The sequence below is a fragment of the Streptomyces sp. NPDC029526 genome, assembly GCF_040637405.1.
Taxonomy (GTDB): domain Bacteria; phylum Actinomycetota; class Actinomycetes; order Streptomycetales; family Streptomycetaceae; genus Streptomyces.
Map to the genome: position 1 here is coordinate 107,401 of NZ_JBEZWE010000004.1, position 17,048 is coordinate 124,448.

The window sequence follows — 17,048 nt, forward strand, 5'->3', positions numbered from 1 at the left end:
TCTGCGCACATACCACGCGGTATGTCACTAGGGGAGCGGTGATCGATCACCCCACAGCACCCGACACTTCGTCTCAGAAGCGAACAAACCCCAGCTCAGGATCGTCGCGCAGCTTCCCGAGCGCCCGCGAGACGGCCGACTTCACGGTCCCCACCGACACACCCAGCACCTCGGCCGTCTGCACCTCGCTGAGGTCCTCGTAGTACCGCAGGACGACCATCGCCCGCTGCCGGGCCGGCAGCCGCATGATCGCCCGCCACATGGCGTCGCGCAGTGCCTGCCGTTCGGCCGGATCGTCGCCACCGGTCACCGGGTCCGGCTCGGGCAGCTCGTCGCAGGCGAACTCGTCGACCTTGCGCTTGCGCCACTGGGACGTCCGGGTGTTCAGCAGCGCTCTGCGTACGTATCCGTCGAGCGCGCGGTGGTCCTCGATCCGCTCCCACGCCACGTACGTCTTGGCGAGGGCGGTCTGCAGCAGGTCCTCCGCATCGCTCGGATTGCCGGTCAGCGACCGGGCGGTCCGCAGCAGTGCCGGCTGGCGAGCCCTCATGTACGACGAGAACGACGGATACACGAGGGTCTGCGCCGGCGGAGCAGCGGCGTTCGAAGCGCGGGTGCAGACGGGTGTGGTCATGGCTCAACGCTATGAGCGACGGCCGCCCGGCGGATCGCCCGGAGGTCCCGAAGCCGCGTCCCCCTCAGGTTGTAGGGGTGGGGACTGCCCCACCTCCTGTAGGTGGACGTGAGGAGGAGAGCCCCTGAGGGTTCTTCCCGGAGGGCCCTGCCCCGGCGGGGCCCCTCCACACGGGTCCGGGCGAGGGTCGAGGACAGCTCCCGGGTCGGCCGGCGGTCGCGCCCGACGGCCACTGGGCGCGGGCCGGGCGGGCAGCCGTGATGCGCCGGCTGCAGGGACCGGACTGCGGCCTGGCGGGCCCCCGATGATCGGGAGGGGGCGGTCACGGGCGCCCGGGCCGGAGGACGGGCAGAGCCGAGAGGGCCGAGAGGGCCGAGAGGGCTCCTCCCGCACGTGCCGCGCCGGGTTCATCTCCTGCGCCGGGTTCATCCGACCTCCTCGTGTTCCGTGCCCGTCCTGCCCTGACACTTCTGATACACCGCTCGCGCCGAACGGGTTCCCCTTTCCCTCCTCCCACTTTCCTGAGGAGACGTCGGCCTCGTCCCGGCAGTTGACCGCACAGGCCGGCCCCGTCCCGGCAGTCGACCACCACGACCGGCTCCGACCGCCCTCCGACTCCGACGCCGGTCCCGACCCCGTCCACCCCGAAAGCCCCGAGCCCCCGGCCCCGTTCGCCCCGATCACCCCATGCTGCCGCCCCGGCCCCCGCCCCCCGGCCCCCAGCCTCCGATGTGGGCACCCGCGCTCACCCGCACCCGAAGCCCCGTCCCCCCGATTCCCCATGCCCCGCCCCCGTCGCCCCGTCCGGACACCCCGCACACGTCTGCGCGACGGCACCGGAGCACCGTCACGCAGACGCCTCGCACCCTTGGAAGCACACCCCCACGTCCGGGGCCGCGGCCGGCCCCGTCACCTCACCGCCAGAGCGGTGTGAAGCCGATGGCCACGTTGTCGTTGCCCTGGTTCAGCGCCGTGAAGGCGGATCCGTTGACCTGCGCGGTGTTGCTCTGGTTCGAGGCCCCGGAGCCCACGGCCTGCTGCTGCGTGGTGGCGGAGTTGCCGAAGTTGTCGCCGCCCACACCGCTCCCCACGACCCCGGCCGCGGCACTCGCCGCCGTCGCGCTCGATCCGTTGTCCGCGACGGCGCCGTTGTCCGCCGCCGCGACGCCGGTGAAGAGGGCGGCCGCGAGCGGCAGGGCGGAGACCGCGGCGATGACGCGGGCGGTACGGATGCTTGCCATGTTGTGTTCCCTCCAGAACCAAGGACGCACCGGCCGAAGATGGCCTCCGTGCGTGATGTACGTCTTCCGTCGGGGAGGCCGGCCGACCGCCCTGATCCGCTGTGCACGACGTCGCGTGATCACAGTTGCCCATCACCTCGGCCGGAACCACCCCGTAGACCCTCATTCGCACGCAAGCGTGAGGACATGTCGATAAACCCTTTTCCCTGACACACCTGCCATCTCTTCTCCGACCGGGCACATCACCCCAAGCCCCGCAAGAGCCGAAGCGTTACGGCATGACCGCGGCAACCCCCTCGCGGACGACGGACCGCACCCACACCCTCTTTCCTTTTTCGAACACGCATACGAAAATAGCTCCATGGCCACCACCGACCGGCAGGCCACGACCCTGGCCCTCGCACACGCCCTGTCAGCCGCCGAACGCGGACTGGCCGTCATCCCCCTGTCCCGGACGAAGCTCCCGGCCCTGCGATCCCCCCACCGCGACGACCCCGCCACCCCCACGCGCTGCCACGGCGCCTGCGGACGCTTCGGCCACGGGGTCCACGACGCGTCCACCGATCCCGTCCGCATCCGCCGGATGTTCGCCGCCGCGCCCCGCGCCACCGGCTACGGCATCGCCTGCGGCCTGCCCCCGCACCACCTCATCGGCGTCGACCTGGACACCAAGACCGGGACCGACGCCCCGGCCGCCCTGCGCGAGCTGGCACTGCGCCACCTGTTCACCATCCCCGCCACCGTGGTGGTCCTGACCCCCAGCGGCGGACGCCACCTGTGGCTGAGCGGCCCGCCCGACGTCGTCGTCCCCAACTCCGCGGGCCGGCTCGCCCCCGGCATCGACATCCGGGGCGCCGGCGGTTACCTCGTGGGCCCCGGCTCCCGTACCGACCGCGGCACCTACACCGCCGCACCCGGCACCGCACACCTGCCTCCGGCGGCCTGCCCGCCGGCCCTCCTCCGGATCCTCGTGCCACCGCCCAGGGCGCACCACCCCACGCCCCCGTCGGCCGGCGGACACGGCCAGGGACTCGTGCAGTTCGTCCTCGCCGCACACCAGGGGCAGCGCAACACCCGCCTGTTCTGGGCGGCCTGCCGCGCCTACGAGGACGGCATCGGCCCCGCACTCGTCGACCCCCTGGTCCGCGCCGCCACCGGCACGGGCCTGACCGAACGGGAGGCCCGCGCGACCATCGCCTCGGCGGCCCGCATGACCGGCCACCTCCCCTGACCCCCACCGACCGCCGGCACCGGCCGCCCGAAAACCGGAAGAGCCCGATGCACCACCGCTCTAGAGTGCCGACCATGTCGCTCGCCCGTGTCGCCCTCACCTCCGGCCGCACCGTGGAACTGTCCGAGCTGCACCTGTCGTCGACGTACGGCGGAGTGCTCGAGGGCTACCCCTGCAAACCGCTCAACGACATGCGGATCGAGAGGTTGGTGCGCTCCGCCGCCCAGTCCTTCCCCGGCGCCCCGGTCCACCTGATCACGCCACCGCGCGACCGTCCCGACCAGTACGCGGGAGCCTTCGGCCCGGTCGAGGTGCTCCCCGCCGTCAGCTGCGTCGGTGCCTTCAGCTCCGAGGCGATCGCCCCGGACCGCGTCCTCCACCGCTCACGCCTCACCGTCGTCTGGTTCCAGCCGACGTCACTCGTGCCCTCGGGCTGCGAGGCGGAGTCCGGCCTGCGGGAGATGGCGTGGGAGCAGCTGGCGCAGGACGAGGAACTCTGAAGCCACAGAAGGGAGCGGCACGCAGGACCTGGGAGGCCCCGGACCAGCCCTCTCCCGCGCCCCGCCCCGCCCCGCCCCGCCCCGCCCCCACAGAAAGCCGAAACCCCCTCATGAACGCCACCGTCCCCGGCGCCGCCCACCCCGCTCCCTCTCGTCGCGACCTGCTGACAGGGCAGTTCGAGCTCACCTGGTCCCTGTTCGAGTACCACCTGGAACGGCTGGAGCCGGAGGACTTCTTGTGGGAGCCTGCCGCCCCCAGCTGGACCCTGCACCGCACGGCCGACGGAACCTGGGTGCCCGACTGGGCGGAGACCGAGCCCGACCCGGTCCCGGTACCCACCATCGCCTGGCTGACCTGGCACCTCGGATGGTGGTGGAGCGTCACCCTCGACCACCTCGACGGCCGCCCGCCCCGCGAGCGGGCCGACATCGTCTGGCCCGGCGAGGGCGCCCCGACCCTCCAGTGGCTCCGCACCCTGCGCACGGAATGGCTGACCGCCCTCGCCCGCCTCACCGACACCGACCTCGACGCCACGGCCCCGTTCCCCTGGCCGGACGACCCGGCCCACAGCGTGGCCGACATGCTCGCCTGGGCCAACGCGGAGCTGATGAAGAACGTCGCGGAAATCGGCCAACTGCGGCTGTTCCGCGCCGTTTCGCGGCCCGGGTGAGCGGCGGGCGCAGCAGCCGCACGGCGCCGGGTGGCCGGGTAGCCCAGCCGGCGCCCGCCTCGGAGCCCGGCAGGGCCCCTGAAACACGCCGGCTCCACGGTGTACGGGCCGACGGCAGACGGGAGGGGAGCTGGGGTGAATGGCGGGTAAGGCCAAGTGGCTACCGGAGCCGTTTACAACCAGAGGATGAGGGCGACGAGCACGACGAGAAGGAGAAATGGAATGGCAATCGCTTTACGGAGTTCTCGTTCACCCTTTCCGGGAAACATTGGGTCATCGCCCGCGTGTGTGAATTGGGTCACCAAGTGTGTCTTCCCGGACAGGATGTCACTCGCATCCCGCACAAGCGCGGCAGCCGCCTTCGCGTCACCCGATTCCTTCAGCATTTCATCGATCTTGGCCAGCATCTGAGGGGAGGCAACCGCCAGTTTTCTTACGTTTTGCTTCGTCGCCTCGTCGATCGACTCATTGTTGATGATCGTCTGAAAAACGCTGCCATTGTTGGTCTGAATATACTGATCAATTGCCGTCCCGGTCACGCTTCCCCACCTCACACGTCGTTTTACTGACCAGCGAAGGAGCGCTGTCCAGGCTCAGCTGGAAGGATGAGGAGCACTGCCCTTCGCTTTTGGACTGACCGAGCGGTCCAGCCAGTATGAGTGCGATCAAGACCGCAGCAACAGCCGAGACTGTGGCCACTCCAATTCGCGCCAACGGGTTTAGCGCCTGACCGACCGTCTTGACCAAGGTGGGCCACTTGTGTGTGACCCACAAGACGAAGACCGCACCAATTGCGGCGAATACAAGTAGCCGATCCCGCACGAATGCCCCGACGTAATCGTCGGAGGATAGTTGGACCAGCCGCCCGAGAAACCATTCAAGAGTCGGCAACACATAGGGGAAGTATTCATTGATCGCTTCGATGCCCGCCAACGTAAGCAGGACGGCCAGGACAGCACCGAACGCGTAATAAGCTATCCCCAGCCATCCCACATCATTGACGGAGGGAAGCTTCACTGCTTTCCATCTCGGTAGTTGTTCTGCGACACGGTGCCATTGTTCGTGTCAATGTATTGCCCGTTGACGGTGATGCTGCCTCCCCCCGCACTGCGAGGAGGGTGGGAAGCGTTGGTGCCACCGTCCGGCTGCGGGTTGCTCCCGGGAGGCAAAGAGACAGAGTCCTGGTTTGCGGTGGATCGAGCGCGTGTCCATCGAGCAGTGATCGCAGCACCGCCGAGCAGGCAAACCCCGCCGATTAAGGCGGCAGCAATCTCGATCATGGAGCCCCCCTGAGGTCAGCAAACGTGGATAAAACCCTACCTGAGAAGGGTAGTTGAGGGTGCCCGAACATCGGTCAACGAGGCAGACAGAAGCCACGTATGGCAACGCCCCTCCTTGCCGCGCTCGCCGAGCTGCGGCGCCGTCGGCACCCGGCCCAAGACCTGAGGGCCGTGCCCTATCCGTGCCCGATCGGGCGGGAAACAGAGGGGAACACCAGGAAGTCGCGGCAGCCGGATGCAGAAGCGGCCCCCGACCATCAACCCAGGTCAGGGGCCGTTCTCACTGCTCATCAAGCGGAGGCGGTGGGATTTGAACCCACGGTGACATCGCTGCCACGACGGTTTTCAAGACCGTTCCCTTCGGCCGCTCGGGCACACCTCCCCGCGCCGGCCGGTGATCGGCGGCGCGGGGACCAGGGTAACGGGTCGGTGCGGGCGGGGTGAGGTCAGCTGTCGCCGACGCGGGCGCCCAGGGTGAGTTCGGTGGTGCGTTCCTTGCCGTCCCGCTCGTAGGTGAGGGTGACCTCGTCGCCGGGCTTGTGGGTCCAGATCTCGCCGATGAGGGTGGGGCCGGAGTCGATGACGCGGTCGTCCAGCTTGGTGATGACGTCACCGGGTTCGAGGCCGGCCTTGTCGGCGGGGCCGCCCGGATCGACGGCCTCGGAGCCGCCCGCGCCCGTCTCGGTGATCTTGGCGCCGCCCGAGCCCTCCTCCAGGGAGACCGAGGCGCCGATCTTGGCGTACACCGGCTTGCCGGTCTTGATGAGTTCCTGGGCGACGTACTTGGCCTGGTTGATCGGGATGGCGAAGCCGAGGCCGATGGAGCCGGCCTGGCCGGTGCCGAAGCCGCCGTTGCTGGTGGACTGGATGGCGGAGTTGATGCCGATGACGTTGCCCTGGGCGTCCAGCAGCGGGCCGCCCGAGTTGCCGGGGTTGATGGAGGCGTCGGTCTGCAGGGCGCTCATGTAGGAGGCCTGGCTGCCGGTGCCGTCGCTGGAGGCGACGGGGCGGTTCTTGGCGCTGATGATGCCGGTGGTGACCGTGTCGGACAGGCCGAAGGGGGCGCCGATCGCGATCGTCGAGTCGCCGACGACGACCTCGTCGGAGTTGCCGAGGGGGAGGGGCTTCAGGTTCGACGGGGCGTCGTCGAGCTTGATGACGGCGACGTCGTAGCCCTGGGCGTGGCCGACGACCTGGGCGGCGTACTTCTTGCCGTCCGGGAAGGTCGCGGAGACCTTGCCGCCGTCGACCGCGTCCGCCACCACGTGGTTGTTGGTGACGATGTGGCCCTGGGTGTCGAAGACGAAGCCGGTGCCGGTGCCGCCCTCGCCGCCGCGGCCCTCGGCCTCGATGGTGACCGTGCTGGGCAGCGCCTTGGCGGCCACCGCCGCGACCGTGCCCGGGTCGCGCTTGACGTTGCCGCCGCTGGTCGACGCGGAGACGGTGGTGGAGTCGCCGTCGTCGTTGTTCTTGGCCAGCGTGTAGCCGAGCCCGCCGCCCAGGCCGCCGGCGAGCAGCGCGGCGACGCCGATCGCGGCGAGCAGACGACCGAGGCCGCCCTCCTTCTTCTTGGGCGCCGGGGGCGGGTACGAGGAGCCCCAGCCACCGCCGCCTCCCTGGCCGCCGCCCGGGCCGCCGTCACCGAACGGACCGTAGGCGCCGCCTCCGCCGCCCTGCGCCGGGGTGCCGGGCGGCGGAGGCGGGGGCCACGAGGCGTCGGGCGCCGAGCCGTGCGCGCCGCCGTGTCCGGGCTGGTCGGGGGTGCCCGGGGTGCCGTGGGCGGCGGTCGCCGCGCCGGGCGCCGGGGCTCCGTAGGCAGCGTGCTCCGGTGCGGTCGGCGGGACCGGGGGCAGGGGCGTCGTGGGGTTGCCGCCCGCGTCGGGGGCGGGGCGCTCCTGAGGTGCCGGAGCAGCGGGGGCATCCGTCCGCGTGGGCGGGGCGGACGGCGCCGGGGGGACCGCGGTGCCCTCGTTCTCGGTGCTCACAGCTTCTCTCCTCGATCCACGCTTCGTCTCGGTCGCATACGGAGTCGCGTACGGACACGCGCGTTCACAGTCGTCGTCCGGTCCGACATGATGCGGTCCGGCAGACCTTCTTTGTATGACGTCAGCTTTTCCCACGGGCCGTCAGGGCACGATAAGCCGTTCCTGTGGGTCCGGAGTCATTCTTTATATAGGGCATTCTTCACTTAAGGCGCGCCATTCCGATGCCTCCGACCGAACGTCCGCACCGCTCCTCGCGCACCGACCGCACGTGTACCCGCGCGCGGTGGCACCATGACGCGGTGACCCACGCACGCCAGCACCTCACCCAAGTCGTCGCACACCGCGGGGCATCCGAGGACGCCCCCGAACACACCCTGGCCGCGTATCGCAAAGCGATCGAGGACGGTGCGGACGCGCTCGAATGTGACGTACGTCTGACCGCCGACGGCCATCTGGTGTGCGTTCACGACCGTCGGGTCAACCGTACGTCCAATGGCCGCGGCGCCGTGTCGGCGCTGGAGCTCTCCGATCTCGCCGCCCTGGACTTCGGATCCTGGAAGGCCCGCGACTCCTTCGCCGGACGCGCCGAGGAACCCGACTGGGAGCACCGCCCCGAGGACCGGGAGGCCACCTCCGTGCTCACCCTGGAGCGACTGCTGGAACTGGTCGCCGACGCGGGGCGCCGAGTGGAACTCGCCATCGAGACCAAGCACCCCACCCGCTGGGCGGGCCAGGTCGAGGAACGACTGCTGATCCTGCTGAAGCGGTTCGGGCTGGACGCACCGGCCGACCCCGCCGATTCCCCGGTCCGCGTCATGAGCTTCTCGGCACGGTCGCTGCACCGCGTCCGGGCGGCCTCCCCGACGCTGCCGACGGTGTACCTCATGCAGTTCGCCTCCCCCCGGCTGCGCGACGGGCGGCTGCCGGCGGGCGTCGCCATCGCGGGCCCCTCGATCCGGATCCTGCGCAGCCACCCCACCTACATCGAGCGGCTGAAACAGTCCGGTCACCAGGTGCACACCTGGACCGTCAACGAACCCGATGACGTGGACCTCTGCGTCGGCCTCGGTGTGGACGCGATCATCACCAACCGCCCGCGCGCGGTGCTCGACCAGCTCGGTCGCTGAATCCGCACACCCGGCACAACCCCCGCCGCCTGCACACTCCGGCACCACACCGGAGGACGTCACCGAAGCGAAACGTCACGGATGCACCAGGATGACGCGCACCTCTTGACCACACCCTTACCTCCGGAGCATCCTCACGTCTCGGCCACACCGAAGAAATCCAGCCATACGATGACGGGGAGTGCTCCGGCGCGTTCGGTGCGTGTTCACTCGTTTCGAGTGCGTCACCGCACACGGATCGGCCGGTTTCCGGTTCAGGCCAATGGGGCATCCACACCGTGGCGTGGGGCGAAGGAGGTCTCGGGGGTGGCGTTGGTGGTGGCACAGGAGGTGCCCGCGTCGTCGTGCATGGCCGTACCCCACGGCCCTGCGGGCGTGGGGGAAGCGCGGCACCGCATGCGCACGCAACTGCGTGCGAGCGGCGTCGCGGACACGGTCATCGACGACGCCGTCCTGATCCTTTCGGAACTGCTGAGCAATGCCTGCAAGCACGGCAGACCCCTCGGCGACGCCCTGGCGGGCGACGGGGACGTGCGCGCCGCCTGGCGGACGGATCCGTGCGGCCGGCTCGTCGTCGAGGTCACGGACGGCGGCGGCCCGACCCGCCCGGCCCCGTCCACCCCTTCGGTGACCGCGCGCGGCGGCCGGGGGCTGAACATCATCAGCGCGCTCGCCGACGACTGGGGCGTACGCGACGAGGTCCCCGGCGAGGTGACGGTCTGGGTGATCCTCCTGGACGCCGTCCGCGACCCCGCCGCCCGGCACCGGCGGGCCGATTTCGCCGCACAGGTGGCGGCTCCCTCGGTGGCCGACATCCCCGGGCTCGGCTTCGCGGACGCCTTCGACGACCTCGACTGAGCGCCGCGGTCCGCACGAACGGGCGGCGCAGGGTGCAGGGCAAGGACTCGGCGGCACGCGGCCGACCCCTCCGGCGAGGGGCGGGCGCCCCCGTCGCCTTCGCCCTCCACGGCGCTGGTCCGCTTCGCCGTCCCTCCCCCATAGCCGTCATCGCTCATCACCCGCGTCTCCCGCGACCCCGCCCGTGGCCTGTCCGCGGTCTGCCCGTGGCTCCGCTCGGCCCGGCCGTCGCGCCCCGTGGTCCTGCCGGCTGCGTGCCCCGCGGCGCACCGCCGGCTCGCGGCCCGACCCCGCGCGCGGTTCCACCGACCTGCGGCCCGACCGGCACGCGGTACGCCCGACCCACGGCCCGACCGGCGCGCGGTGCGCCCGGCCCGCGGCTGGACCGGCGACCGCTCCGGCGGCTCGGTGCCCCGTCCAGCGCGCCGCGACTCCCCTCCCGGGTACGGCCCGACTCCCGCCCCACTCCCGCCCCACTCCCGCGCGCACGGATACCGACCGGCGCCGGGCGAACGGCTAGGCTCGCGCCCGTACGAGACGAGCCGTAACCGGGAGACACCCACGATGGCCAAGAAGCGCCCCCAGACGAAGGCGGCCAAGCGCCCGCAGCTCACGGACGGGGAGATCCCGGTCGTCGGCGCGCGGGAGCCCTGCCCGTGCGGCAGCGGCCGCCGCTACAAGGCCTGTCACGGTCGGGCTGCCGCGCACGCCGTGACCGAGCTGGTGCACCGCCCCTTCGAGGGCCTGGCGGGCGAGTGCGACTGGGTGGCGCTGCGGGAGCTGGTGCCCGCGGCCACCGTCGAGCTGACGCTCAAGGACGGCCTGCCCGAGGGCGTCCCCTCGGTCACCCTGGCGACGGTGTTGCCGATGGCCTGGCCCGCGCTGCGCCGTGACGACGGTTCCGTCCTGCTCGGCCTCCAGAACGACACCTCGTCCGGCGACATCAGCCGCGACCTGGCCGACACCCTGCAGCGCGCCCTGGAAGCAGCTCCCGGCAACCCGGTCCAGGGCCGGCGTGCCCCGGCGGACGCTCCCCGGCTGCAGGACCTGCTCGACCCCGAGGCCGCGTTCGAACCGGTCGTGCACAGCGGCTTCGAGTTCTGGGTGCCGGACTCCGAGAACGCCACCCCGGATGTGACCGCCTCGCTGGAACGCGCCAACGCCGCCGCCATCCCCACGGTCAAGCTGACGGGTGTGGACGCGGCCTACTGGTGCGAGACGCCGGAGAAGAACCACCTGCGGTGGGTCATGCCGCACCTGGAGGAGCAGCTTCTGGACGCGCTGGCGCGGCTGCACGCGGCCGGGCGCTCCTCGCTCGGGGAGGGCACCCGCCTGGTCGGTTCCTTCCGCGCCCACGGACTCACCGTGCCGGTCTGGGACCTGCCCCGTGAGGTCCGCGCCGAGGACGTGGAGAAGCCGGCGGCCGAGTTCGCCGAGCGGCTCGCCGAGGCACTCGCCTCCCAGGCACCGCTGAGCGCCGACGAGCGCCGGGCGCGCGGCGGTCTGACCAACCGCCAGGTCACGCTGAGCTGACGTCCGTCCCGGGGTCCGGTTGTGCTGATGTGCTGACCGACCGATCAGCACAACCGCCCCGGCGGAACCACCCGCTCCATGCGCAACTCCCGGTCACCGCAAGCAAGTCGGTGTCCGGAAAAGCTGAGATCGAATTTGCGAACAGCCGATCTCTTGTTACCGTTCCAGTAGCCCGGTTGCTGGTGCATCCCCCGTCGCCAGCAACCGGGTCTTTCCGTGCGGCGGGTTGTTGACAGAACGCGGTCGGGTGCCAACCGACAGTCCGCGCGAGCGAGTTGCCGGTGCCGAACGCCCACCCGAGCGGTCCGTACGTCTTCGCGCTTCTCCGCACCCCCACGTTTCCGTCGGCGCGCCCCCACGTCCCGGCCGATGCACCACCACGTCTCCCCCGGTGCGCCGCCACGTCCCGGCGGACGCACCACCACGTCTCCCCCGGTGCGCCGCGCCCGTCTCCTCGGTGCGCTGCGCCCGCCTCCACGGTGCGTCATGCTGTCGCCGCCGGTGCGTCTCGCGTCAACGTGACCGGGTCCGGGAGGCATCCATGGCGGTCCGGCCGTCCCCCAGCCGGGGCATCCCTCACAACGCCCCCGCCCCGCATCCCCGCCGGTACGCCCGCCGGAACCCCCTGCCGGAACACCGTCCGGTCAGCACGACCCGCCCCACCCCCACCCCCCGCCCGCCGTCTCCGCCGCCCGCCTCAGTCGCCGGGCGGATTGCTCCCCGACCGCAGCAGCAGGGGCCCCGGTCCGGCCCGGCCCGCGAACTCCGTGACCGCCTCGTGGTCACCGGGGGCTCCCCGTCGCGCGCGGCGCGGTGTCTCGCAGACAGCCGGTTCGTCGCCGGGCTCCACCGCGCAGTGCACGCGCACGCTGCTCCCGCCGGGTGCCAGGAGGACGAGAATCGCGGACAGCACCGTGCCGGTGGCGTTGCGGTAGTAGGCGCGCCCCCAGATCTCCTCGCCCCGCGCGACGACGCAGGTCTGCGCCTCGATGCCCTCGGGGGAGGAGACTTCGGGACCGCAGCGCAGGACCGCGGGTGCCGAAGCGCCGGTCGATGTGCTGCCGGCACGGCCTCCCGGACCGTGCACCACCCCGGACGACACGGTGTCCCGGTCGCCCGCCGACCCGTCGTCGACGCCCTGTCCGGCGCGCGGTCCACCGTCCGGGGACCGCGCGCCACCCCACGCGTTCCACGCACCCGGCGCCACCCGCACGCCGTGTGCCGACCTACCGGCCACGACGTCACCCGCCGAGCCCCTGTCGCTTCCCGCGCCCCGCGCCCCGGCGGCATCACCGGCCCCGCCGGTCTCACCGCCGCCAGGCGCTTCCCTCGCGTCAGCCGTCCCGGGCACGCCCCGTGACGCCGCCGGTGCGTCCGGCGAGACCTGTGCCGGGATTGCCGGGACAGGCCGGCCCCACGGTCCCGCCCCGCCCGACGGGCCGGACGGTCCGCCGGATGCCGGGAGCACCGTCGGCGGCAGGGCGGCCACCGCGCAGGCCGCGGCGGCGCCCACGAGGGCGAGCAGACGAGCCGGAGTTCGGGCTGTTCGGGGGTCGGTGGCGCGCCCCTCGGCATGACGCGGCATGGCTCCGCAACCTAACGCCCCCGGGCCGCCGCGGTGGGCGCCGCGCCGGGGCGTCTACAGCTCCGGCGCGCTCACACCCGTACGAGTGAGGGTGTCGACGACGGCGTCCACCACGGCCTCGACGTCGGGCACCCAGGGAGAGGCCGAGCCGGGCAGCGGCGCACGCTCCCAGGTGATGTCGCCCTGGCCGGTCCCGGACGGCGGCAGGGCGAGGTAGCCGCCCTCGCCGTGGAAGCGGAGGGACCCGGGGACGAAGTCCTTCGCGTGGAGCAGTTCGCCGAGCTGTTCCAGGGAGTACGGCTTGACCAGGATCGACCAGCGGGTGGGCGAGGCGACGACCGGGCCGAGGCGCATGCCGAGCCGGTCCAGGGCCGTCAGCGCGCGGGCTGCCGGTTCCGCCGGCAGGGACACCGCGCAGGGGGCCCGGCCGCCGGTGGCCAGGATGACGGGAGCGGTCGGCCGGTTGCCCCACCACCAGCGCACCATGCGCGCGTCGGTGGTGGCCGCGAGCAGGCCGGGGTCGAAGGGGTGAGCGCCCGGCACCGTGCAGTCCGGGTCGGGGCAGGCGCAGCGGGACCGGCTGTCCGGGTCCGCCGCCACGCCCGGCAGCACCGGCCACTTCCATTCGGTGGCGAAGGTCAGGGCCGCGCCGATCAGCTCAGACGTTCCGTCGCCTCGCCGGGACAGGAACCTGCGACGCCTTCCGGGGATCTCGCGCATGAGCGCTCGTTCCTTTCCGTTGCACGCCTGGCAACACCGTGGTCCACATCACAACATGTGTCGATCGCTTCACTGTGCGTACCTGTTGGCGCATCACACCCCTGCTCCGGGCAAGGGGAACCCCTGGGGGCCGAGCTTGGGCTGCCTCCGCGGCCGTTCCACCCATACTGCGTCCATCAAGAGCGTGGGTACGGCATGGGGGTGGCGAAGTCTGGCATTTGCCGTCGCGCGTATTTCTCTCCGCCTCCGCCACGGGAGGATGGGGCACGGTCGTCGGTGGTTAAGACGCTCGGGTCCGCCGCCAGGTTCCCGAGTGATTCCCGACCACCCCTGGCCTTCTCCGAGTACGTACCCATCACGACCGCTGTGACGCTCCGTCGAGCAAGGCCAGTCGACCGCAATAAGCCTCCCCTTGAGGCAGTTTCAGGCCAATTCCATCCCCCGGCAAGGGGCCGGGGGGAATTTCCTCTCACGCCCCACAGACACCAGGAATCCCAGCAGGACAATGCTGGACATCTCCTCACGAGTACGTGTACATGTGGAGACACTGCCGGCGACGCAGAATGACATGGGGGTTTGCGATGCTTTTGAGCAGTACGTACCGGTCGGAAAGCCGGACGCCATGAACGCCCCGCACCCTCCGAAAGTGGCCGGAATCGATTCAACGGTTCCCGCGCCCGCACACACTGTCGCGTCCGTTTCGACGAGTACCTCCCCGGGCGCCCCGCAAAACACGCCTCACCCACCCGGCGCACTGCTGCAGGACCGTCTCGCCGGCTGGGTGTCGGACCTCACCACCCTCCACGAGCTCACCGAGCGCCTGGTGCGCACCGACACGCTCGACGCCGCCCTCCGGGAACTGCTGCGCGCGGGGGCCGCCCTGGTCGGTGCGCGCCGGGGCCTGGTGGCCCTGGAGCCCGCCGACGGTCTCGGTCCGGACACCACCGTCGGTCTCGGCCTGGGCCGCGCCGACCTCGGGCACCTCGAGACGGTGCCGCGCCGCTCCCTGCCCCTCGGCAGGATCCTGGACGGCCTGCCCGGCACCGACGACGGCGTCGTCGAGGCGGACCTGTTCGCCGAGAAGGGACTGGACCCCCGCCACCGGGACGTCGCCGCCCGGCTCGGCTACGCCGCCAGCTACGCCCTGCCCCTGACCGCCGGTGCCGCCACCGACGACGCGCGGCGGCTGGGTGCCGCGGTGTGGCTCTACGACGAGCCGGCCGAGCCGTCGGAGCACCGCCGCCACCTGGTGGGCCTGTACACCCGGTACGCCGCCGAGCACCTCGCCCGGCTCGCGGAGCTGGAGCGCACCCGCGCCTCCATGGCGACCATCGCCGACGAGCTGCTGCCCTCCCGCCTGCCCCGGGTCCCCGGCGTCCAGCTGGCCGCCCGGCACCGCACCAGCGCCCACGGCGGCGGCGACTGGTACGACGCGCTGCCGCTGCCGGACGCCGCGCTCGGCCTGGCCGTCGGCTCCGTCACCGGTTCCGGCCCCAGCGCGGTCGCCGCCATGGGCCGGCTGCGGGCCTCCCTGCGCGCGTACGCCGTGATGGAGGGCGAGGACCCGGTCGCCGTCCTGTCCGACCTGGAGCTGCTGCTGCGGCTCACCGAACCGGCCCGGTCGGCCACCGCCCTGTTCGGCTACTGCGAACCCGCGCTGCGGAAGATCACCCTGGCCGGGGCCGGGCACAGCCCTCCCCTGCTGCTGGGTGAGCACCGCACCGAGTTCGTGGAGACGTCGGTGTCCGCCCCCCTGGGCATGCTCGCCTGCTGGGAGGCGCCGAGCGTGGAGATCCACGCGGAGCGGGGCGAGACCGTGCTGCTCTACACCGACGGGCTGCTGCACCGCACCGGCGACCCCACCGACCGGGCCTTCGCACGGCTGCACGCGGCGGCCGCCGGCGTCCCGACGGCGCTGCGCGGCGACCCGGAGGCGGTCGCCGACCACGTGCTGCGCACCGTGCTGCCCGACGCGGCGGGCCCGGCGGACTCCACGGAGGACGTCGTCCTGCTGGCGGCGCGCTTCGAGTAGCGGGCACGAGCGGCGGTCCCGTGTCTCCCGTGCGCCCGTAACAGGTCTTCGCCCCCGGTGACCGTTTCACCCGGCCGTACGATGGAGGCTGGTCCAGTGCCGTATCGAGGAGGATGACCACCGTGGCAGAAGAGCTCCCGGAGACCCCGGAGACCGCCGGCCCGGAGACTGCCGAAGAGGAGCCCGTCAAGCAGCGCAAGAACGGCCTGTACCCGGGTGTGTCCGACGAGCTCGCCGAGAACATGCGCAGCGGCTGGGCCGACACGGAGCTGCACGACCTGGAGCCGGTCCCGCAGGCCGACCGGACCGCCGCCCGCCGTGCCGCGCTGTCCGCCCGCTTCCCCGGCGAGCGCCTGGTCGTCCCCGCGGGCAACCTCAAGACCCGCTCCAACGACACCGAGTACGCCTTCCGCGCCTCCGTCGAGTACGCGTACCTCACCGGCAACCAGACCGAGGACGGCGTCCTCGTCATGGAGCCCACCACCGACGGCCACCGGGCCACGCTCTACCTGCTGCCGCGCTCCGACCGGGAGAACGGCGAGTTCTGGCTGGATGGCCAGGGCGAGCTGTGGGTGGGCCGCCGCCACTCCCTCACCGAGGCCGAGAAGCTGTACGGCATCCCCGCCTCCGACGTCCGTGAGCTGGCCGGCGCGCTGCGCGAGGCCACCGGCCCGGTCCGGGTCGTGCGCGGCCACGACGCCGGGATCGAGGCGGCGCTCACCGACAAGGTCACCGCCGAGCGCGACGAGGAGCTGCGGGTCTTCCTCTCCGAGATGCGCCTGGTCAAGGACGACTTCGAGATCGGCGAGCTGCAGAAGGCCGTCGACTCCACCGTGCGCGGCTTCGAGGACGTCGTGAAGGTCCTCGACAAGGCGCAGGCCACCTCCGAGCGCTACATCGAGGGCACGTTCTTCCTGCGCGCCCGCGTGGAGGGCAACGACGTCGGCTACGGCTCGATCTGCGCGGCCGGCCCGCACGCCACCACCCTGCACTGGGTGCGCAACGACGGCCCCGTCCGCTCCGGCGACCTGCTGCTGCTCGACGCCGGCGTGGAGACGCACACCTACTACACGGCCGACGTCACGCGCACCCTGCCGGTCAACGGCCGCTACAGCGAGCTGCAGAAGAAGATCTACGACGCCGTGTACGACGCCCAGGAGGCCGGCATCGCGGCCGTGAAGCCGGGCGCCAAGTACCGGGACTTCCACGACGCCGCGCAGCGGGTGCTGACCGAGCGGCTCGTCGAGTGGGGCCTGGTCGAGGGCCCGGTGGAGCGGGTGCTGGAGCTGGGCCTGCAGCGCCGCTGGACGCTGCACGGCACCGGGCACATGCTCGGCATGGACGTCCACGACTGCGCCGCCGCGCGGACCGAGACGTACGTCGACGGCACGCTGGAGCCCGGCATGGTGCTCACCGTGGAGCCCGGCCTGTACTTCCAGGCCGACGACCTGACGGTGCCCGAGGAGTACCGCGGCATCGGCGTCCGCATCGAGGACGACATCCTCGTCACCGAGGACGGCAACCGGAACCTCTCCGCGGCCCTCCCGCGCCGCTCGGACGAGGTCGAGCAGTGGATGGCCGGCCTGAAGGGCTGACACGGGCCGCCGGGGCCTCGAACCGGGAACGGCCGGGCACGCGTGTGCCCGGCCGT

Annotated in this window: 15 protein-coding genes and 1 tRNA gene; 8 read left to right on the forward strand and 8 right to left on the reverse strand. The window is 72.0% G+C overall.

Translation table 11 applies throughout. From position 1 onward, the window contains the following. Nucleotides 1–73: 73 nt before the first annotated feature. Together AB0F01_RS13375 and AB0F01_RS13380 are read right to left on the reverse strand one after the other, a co-directional pair. Nucleotides 74–634 (reverse strand): SigE family RNA polymerase sigma factor, encoded by a 561-nt coding sequence (locus AB0F01_RS13375; RefSeq protein WP_362093792.1) that lies wholly within the window; start codon nt 632–634, stop codon nt 74–76. A gap of 914 nt (nt 635–1,548) precedes the next feature. Next, the gene (locus AB0F01_RS13380) at nt 1,549–1,875 is read right to left on the reverse strand and encodes a hypothetical protein (RefSeq protein ID WP_362093795.1); all 327 of its coding nucleotides are present in this window, start codon (nt 1,873–1,875) and stop codon (nt 1,549–1,551) included. Between the two features lie 361 nt (nt 1,876–2,236). Between AB0F01_RS13380 and AB0F01_RS13385 the strand changes: the two genes are divergently transcribed. From AB0F01_RS13385 to AB0F01_RS13395, 3 genes are all read left to right on the forward strand, one after another. Further along, nucleotides 2,237–3,106 carry a bifunctional DNA primase/polymerase gene (locus AB0F01_RS13385; RefSeq protein ID WP_362093798.1) on the forward strand — a complete coding sequence of 290 codons (870 nt, stop codon included), beginning with the start codon at nt 2,237–2,239 and terminating at the stop codon, nt 3,104–3,106. Between the two features lie 74 nt (nt 3,107–3,180). After that, nucleotides 3,181–3,606 carry a hypothetical protein gene (locus AB0F01_RS13390; RefSeq protein ID WP_362093801.1) on the forward strand — a complete coding sequence of 142 codons (426 nt, stop codon included), beginning with the start codon at nt 3,181–3,183 and terminating at the stop codon, nt 3,604–3,606. 110 nt (nt 3,607–3,716) lie between these two features. Next, complete coding sequence (locus AB0F01_RS13395) at nt 3,717–4,277, forward strand: DinB family protein (protein WP_362093804.1); 561 nt, start codon at nt 3,717–3,719, stop codon at nt 4,275–4,277. Between the two features lie 173 nt (nt 4,278–4,450). On the opposite strand, the gene AB0F01_RS13400 is transcribed toward AB0F01_RS13395, so the two are convergent. The 4 genes from AB0F01_RS13400 to AB0F01_RS13415 all read right to left on the reverse strand — a co-directional run bounded on the left by AB0F01_RS13400 (nt 4,451) and on the right by AB0F01_RS13415 (nt 7,542). Continuing rightward, the gene (locus AB0F01_RS13400; RefSeq protein ID WP_362093807.1) at nt 4,451–4,816 is read right to left on the reverse strand and encodes a hypothetical protein; all 366 of its coding nucleotides are present in this window, start codon (nt 4,814–4,816) and stop codon (nt 4,451–4,453) included. Further along, nucleotides 4,797–5,294: a hypothetical protein gene (locus AB0F01_RS13405; protein WP_362093810.1), complete on the reverse strand. Its 498-nt coding sequence runs from the start codon at nt 5,292–5,294 to the stop codon at nt 4,797–4,799. Before AB0F01_RS13405 ends, AB0F01_RS13400 begins: the two co-directional genes overlap by 20 nt. 558 nt (nt 5,295–5,852) lie before the next feature. Continuing rightward, nucleotides 5,853–5,939, reverse strand: a tRNA-Ser gene (locus AB0F01_RS13410). A gap of 64 nt (nt 5,940–6,003) precedes the next feature. Beyond that, nucleotides 6,004–7,542: a trypsin-like peptidase domain-containing protein gene (locus tag AB0F01_RS13415; protein WP_362093813.1), complete on the reverse strand. Its 1,539-nt coding sequence runs from the start codon at nt 7,540–7,542 to the stop codon at nt 6,004–6,006. Between the two features lie 299 nt (nt 7,543–7,841). Between AB0F01_RS13415 and AB0F01_RS13420 the strand changes: the two genes are divergently transcribed. From AB0F01_RS13420 to AB0F01_RS13430, 3 genes are all read left to right on the forward strand, one after another. After that, a complete protein-coding gene (locus AB0F01_RS13420; RefSeq protein WP_362093815.1) occupies nt 7,842–8,669 on the forward strand; it encodes a glycerophosphodiester phosphodiesterase in 828 nt (275 codons plus the stop codon). A gap of 219 nt (nt 8,670–8,888) precedes the next feature. Beyond that, nucleotides 8,889–9,527, forward strand: a complete 639-nt coding sequence (locus tag AB0F01_RS13425) for an ATP-binding protein (protein ID WP_362093818.1) — start codon at nt 8,889–8,891, stop codon at nt 9,525–9,527. Nucleotides 9,528–10,091: 564 nt separating this feature from the next. After that, the gene (locus tag AB0F01_RS13430; protein WP_362093821.1) at nt 10,092–11,060 is read left to right on the forward strand and encodes a DUF5926 family protein; all 969 of its coding nucleotides are present in this window, start codon (nt 10,092–10,094) and stop codon (nt 11,058–11,060) included. Between the two features lie 697 nt (nt 11,061–11,757). Here AB0F01_RS13430 and AB0F01_RS13435 read toward each other — a convergent pair. After that, nucleotides 11,758–12,297, reverse strand: a complete 540-nt coding sequence (locus AB0F01_RS13435) for a hypothetical protein (protein WP_362093823.1) — start codon at nt 12,295–12,297, stop codon at nt 11,758–11,760. A 402-nt stretch (nt 12,298–12,699) separates the two neighbouring features. Next, nucleotides 12,700–13,365, reverse strand: a complete 666-nt coding sequence (locus AB0F01_RS13440) for a bifunctional DNA primase/polymerase (protein WP_362093825.1) — start codon at nt 13,363–13,365, stop codon at nt 12,700–12,702. Nucleotides 13,366–13,870: 505 nt separating this feature from the next. Between AB0F01_RS13440 and AB0F01_RS13445 the strand changes: the two genes are divergently transcribed. Both AB0F01_RS13445 and AB0F01_RS13450 read left to right on the forward strand, forming a co-directional pair. Further along, nucleotides 13,871–15,397, forward strand: coding sequence for a PP2C family protein-serine/threonine phosphatase (locus AB0F01_RS13445; RefSeq protein ID WP_362093828.1), 1,527 nt, complete (start codon nt 13,871–13,873; stop codon nt 15,395–15,397). Nucleotides 15,398–15,519: 122 nt separating this feature from the next. Further along, the gene (locus tag AB0F01_RS13450) at nt 15,520–16,992 is read left to right on the forward strand and encodes an aminopeptidase P family protein (RefSeq protein WP_362093830.1); all 1,473 of its coding nucleotides are present in this window, start codon (nt 15,520–15,522) and stop codon (nt 16,990–16,992) included. Nucleotides 16,993–17,048 lie beyond the last annotated feature (56 nt).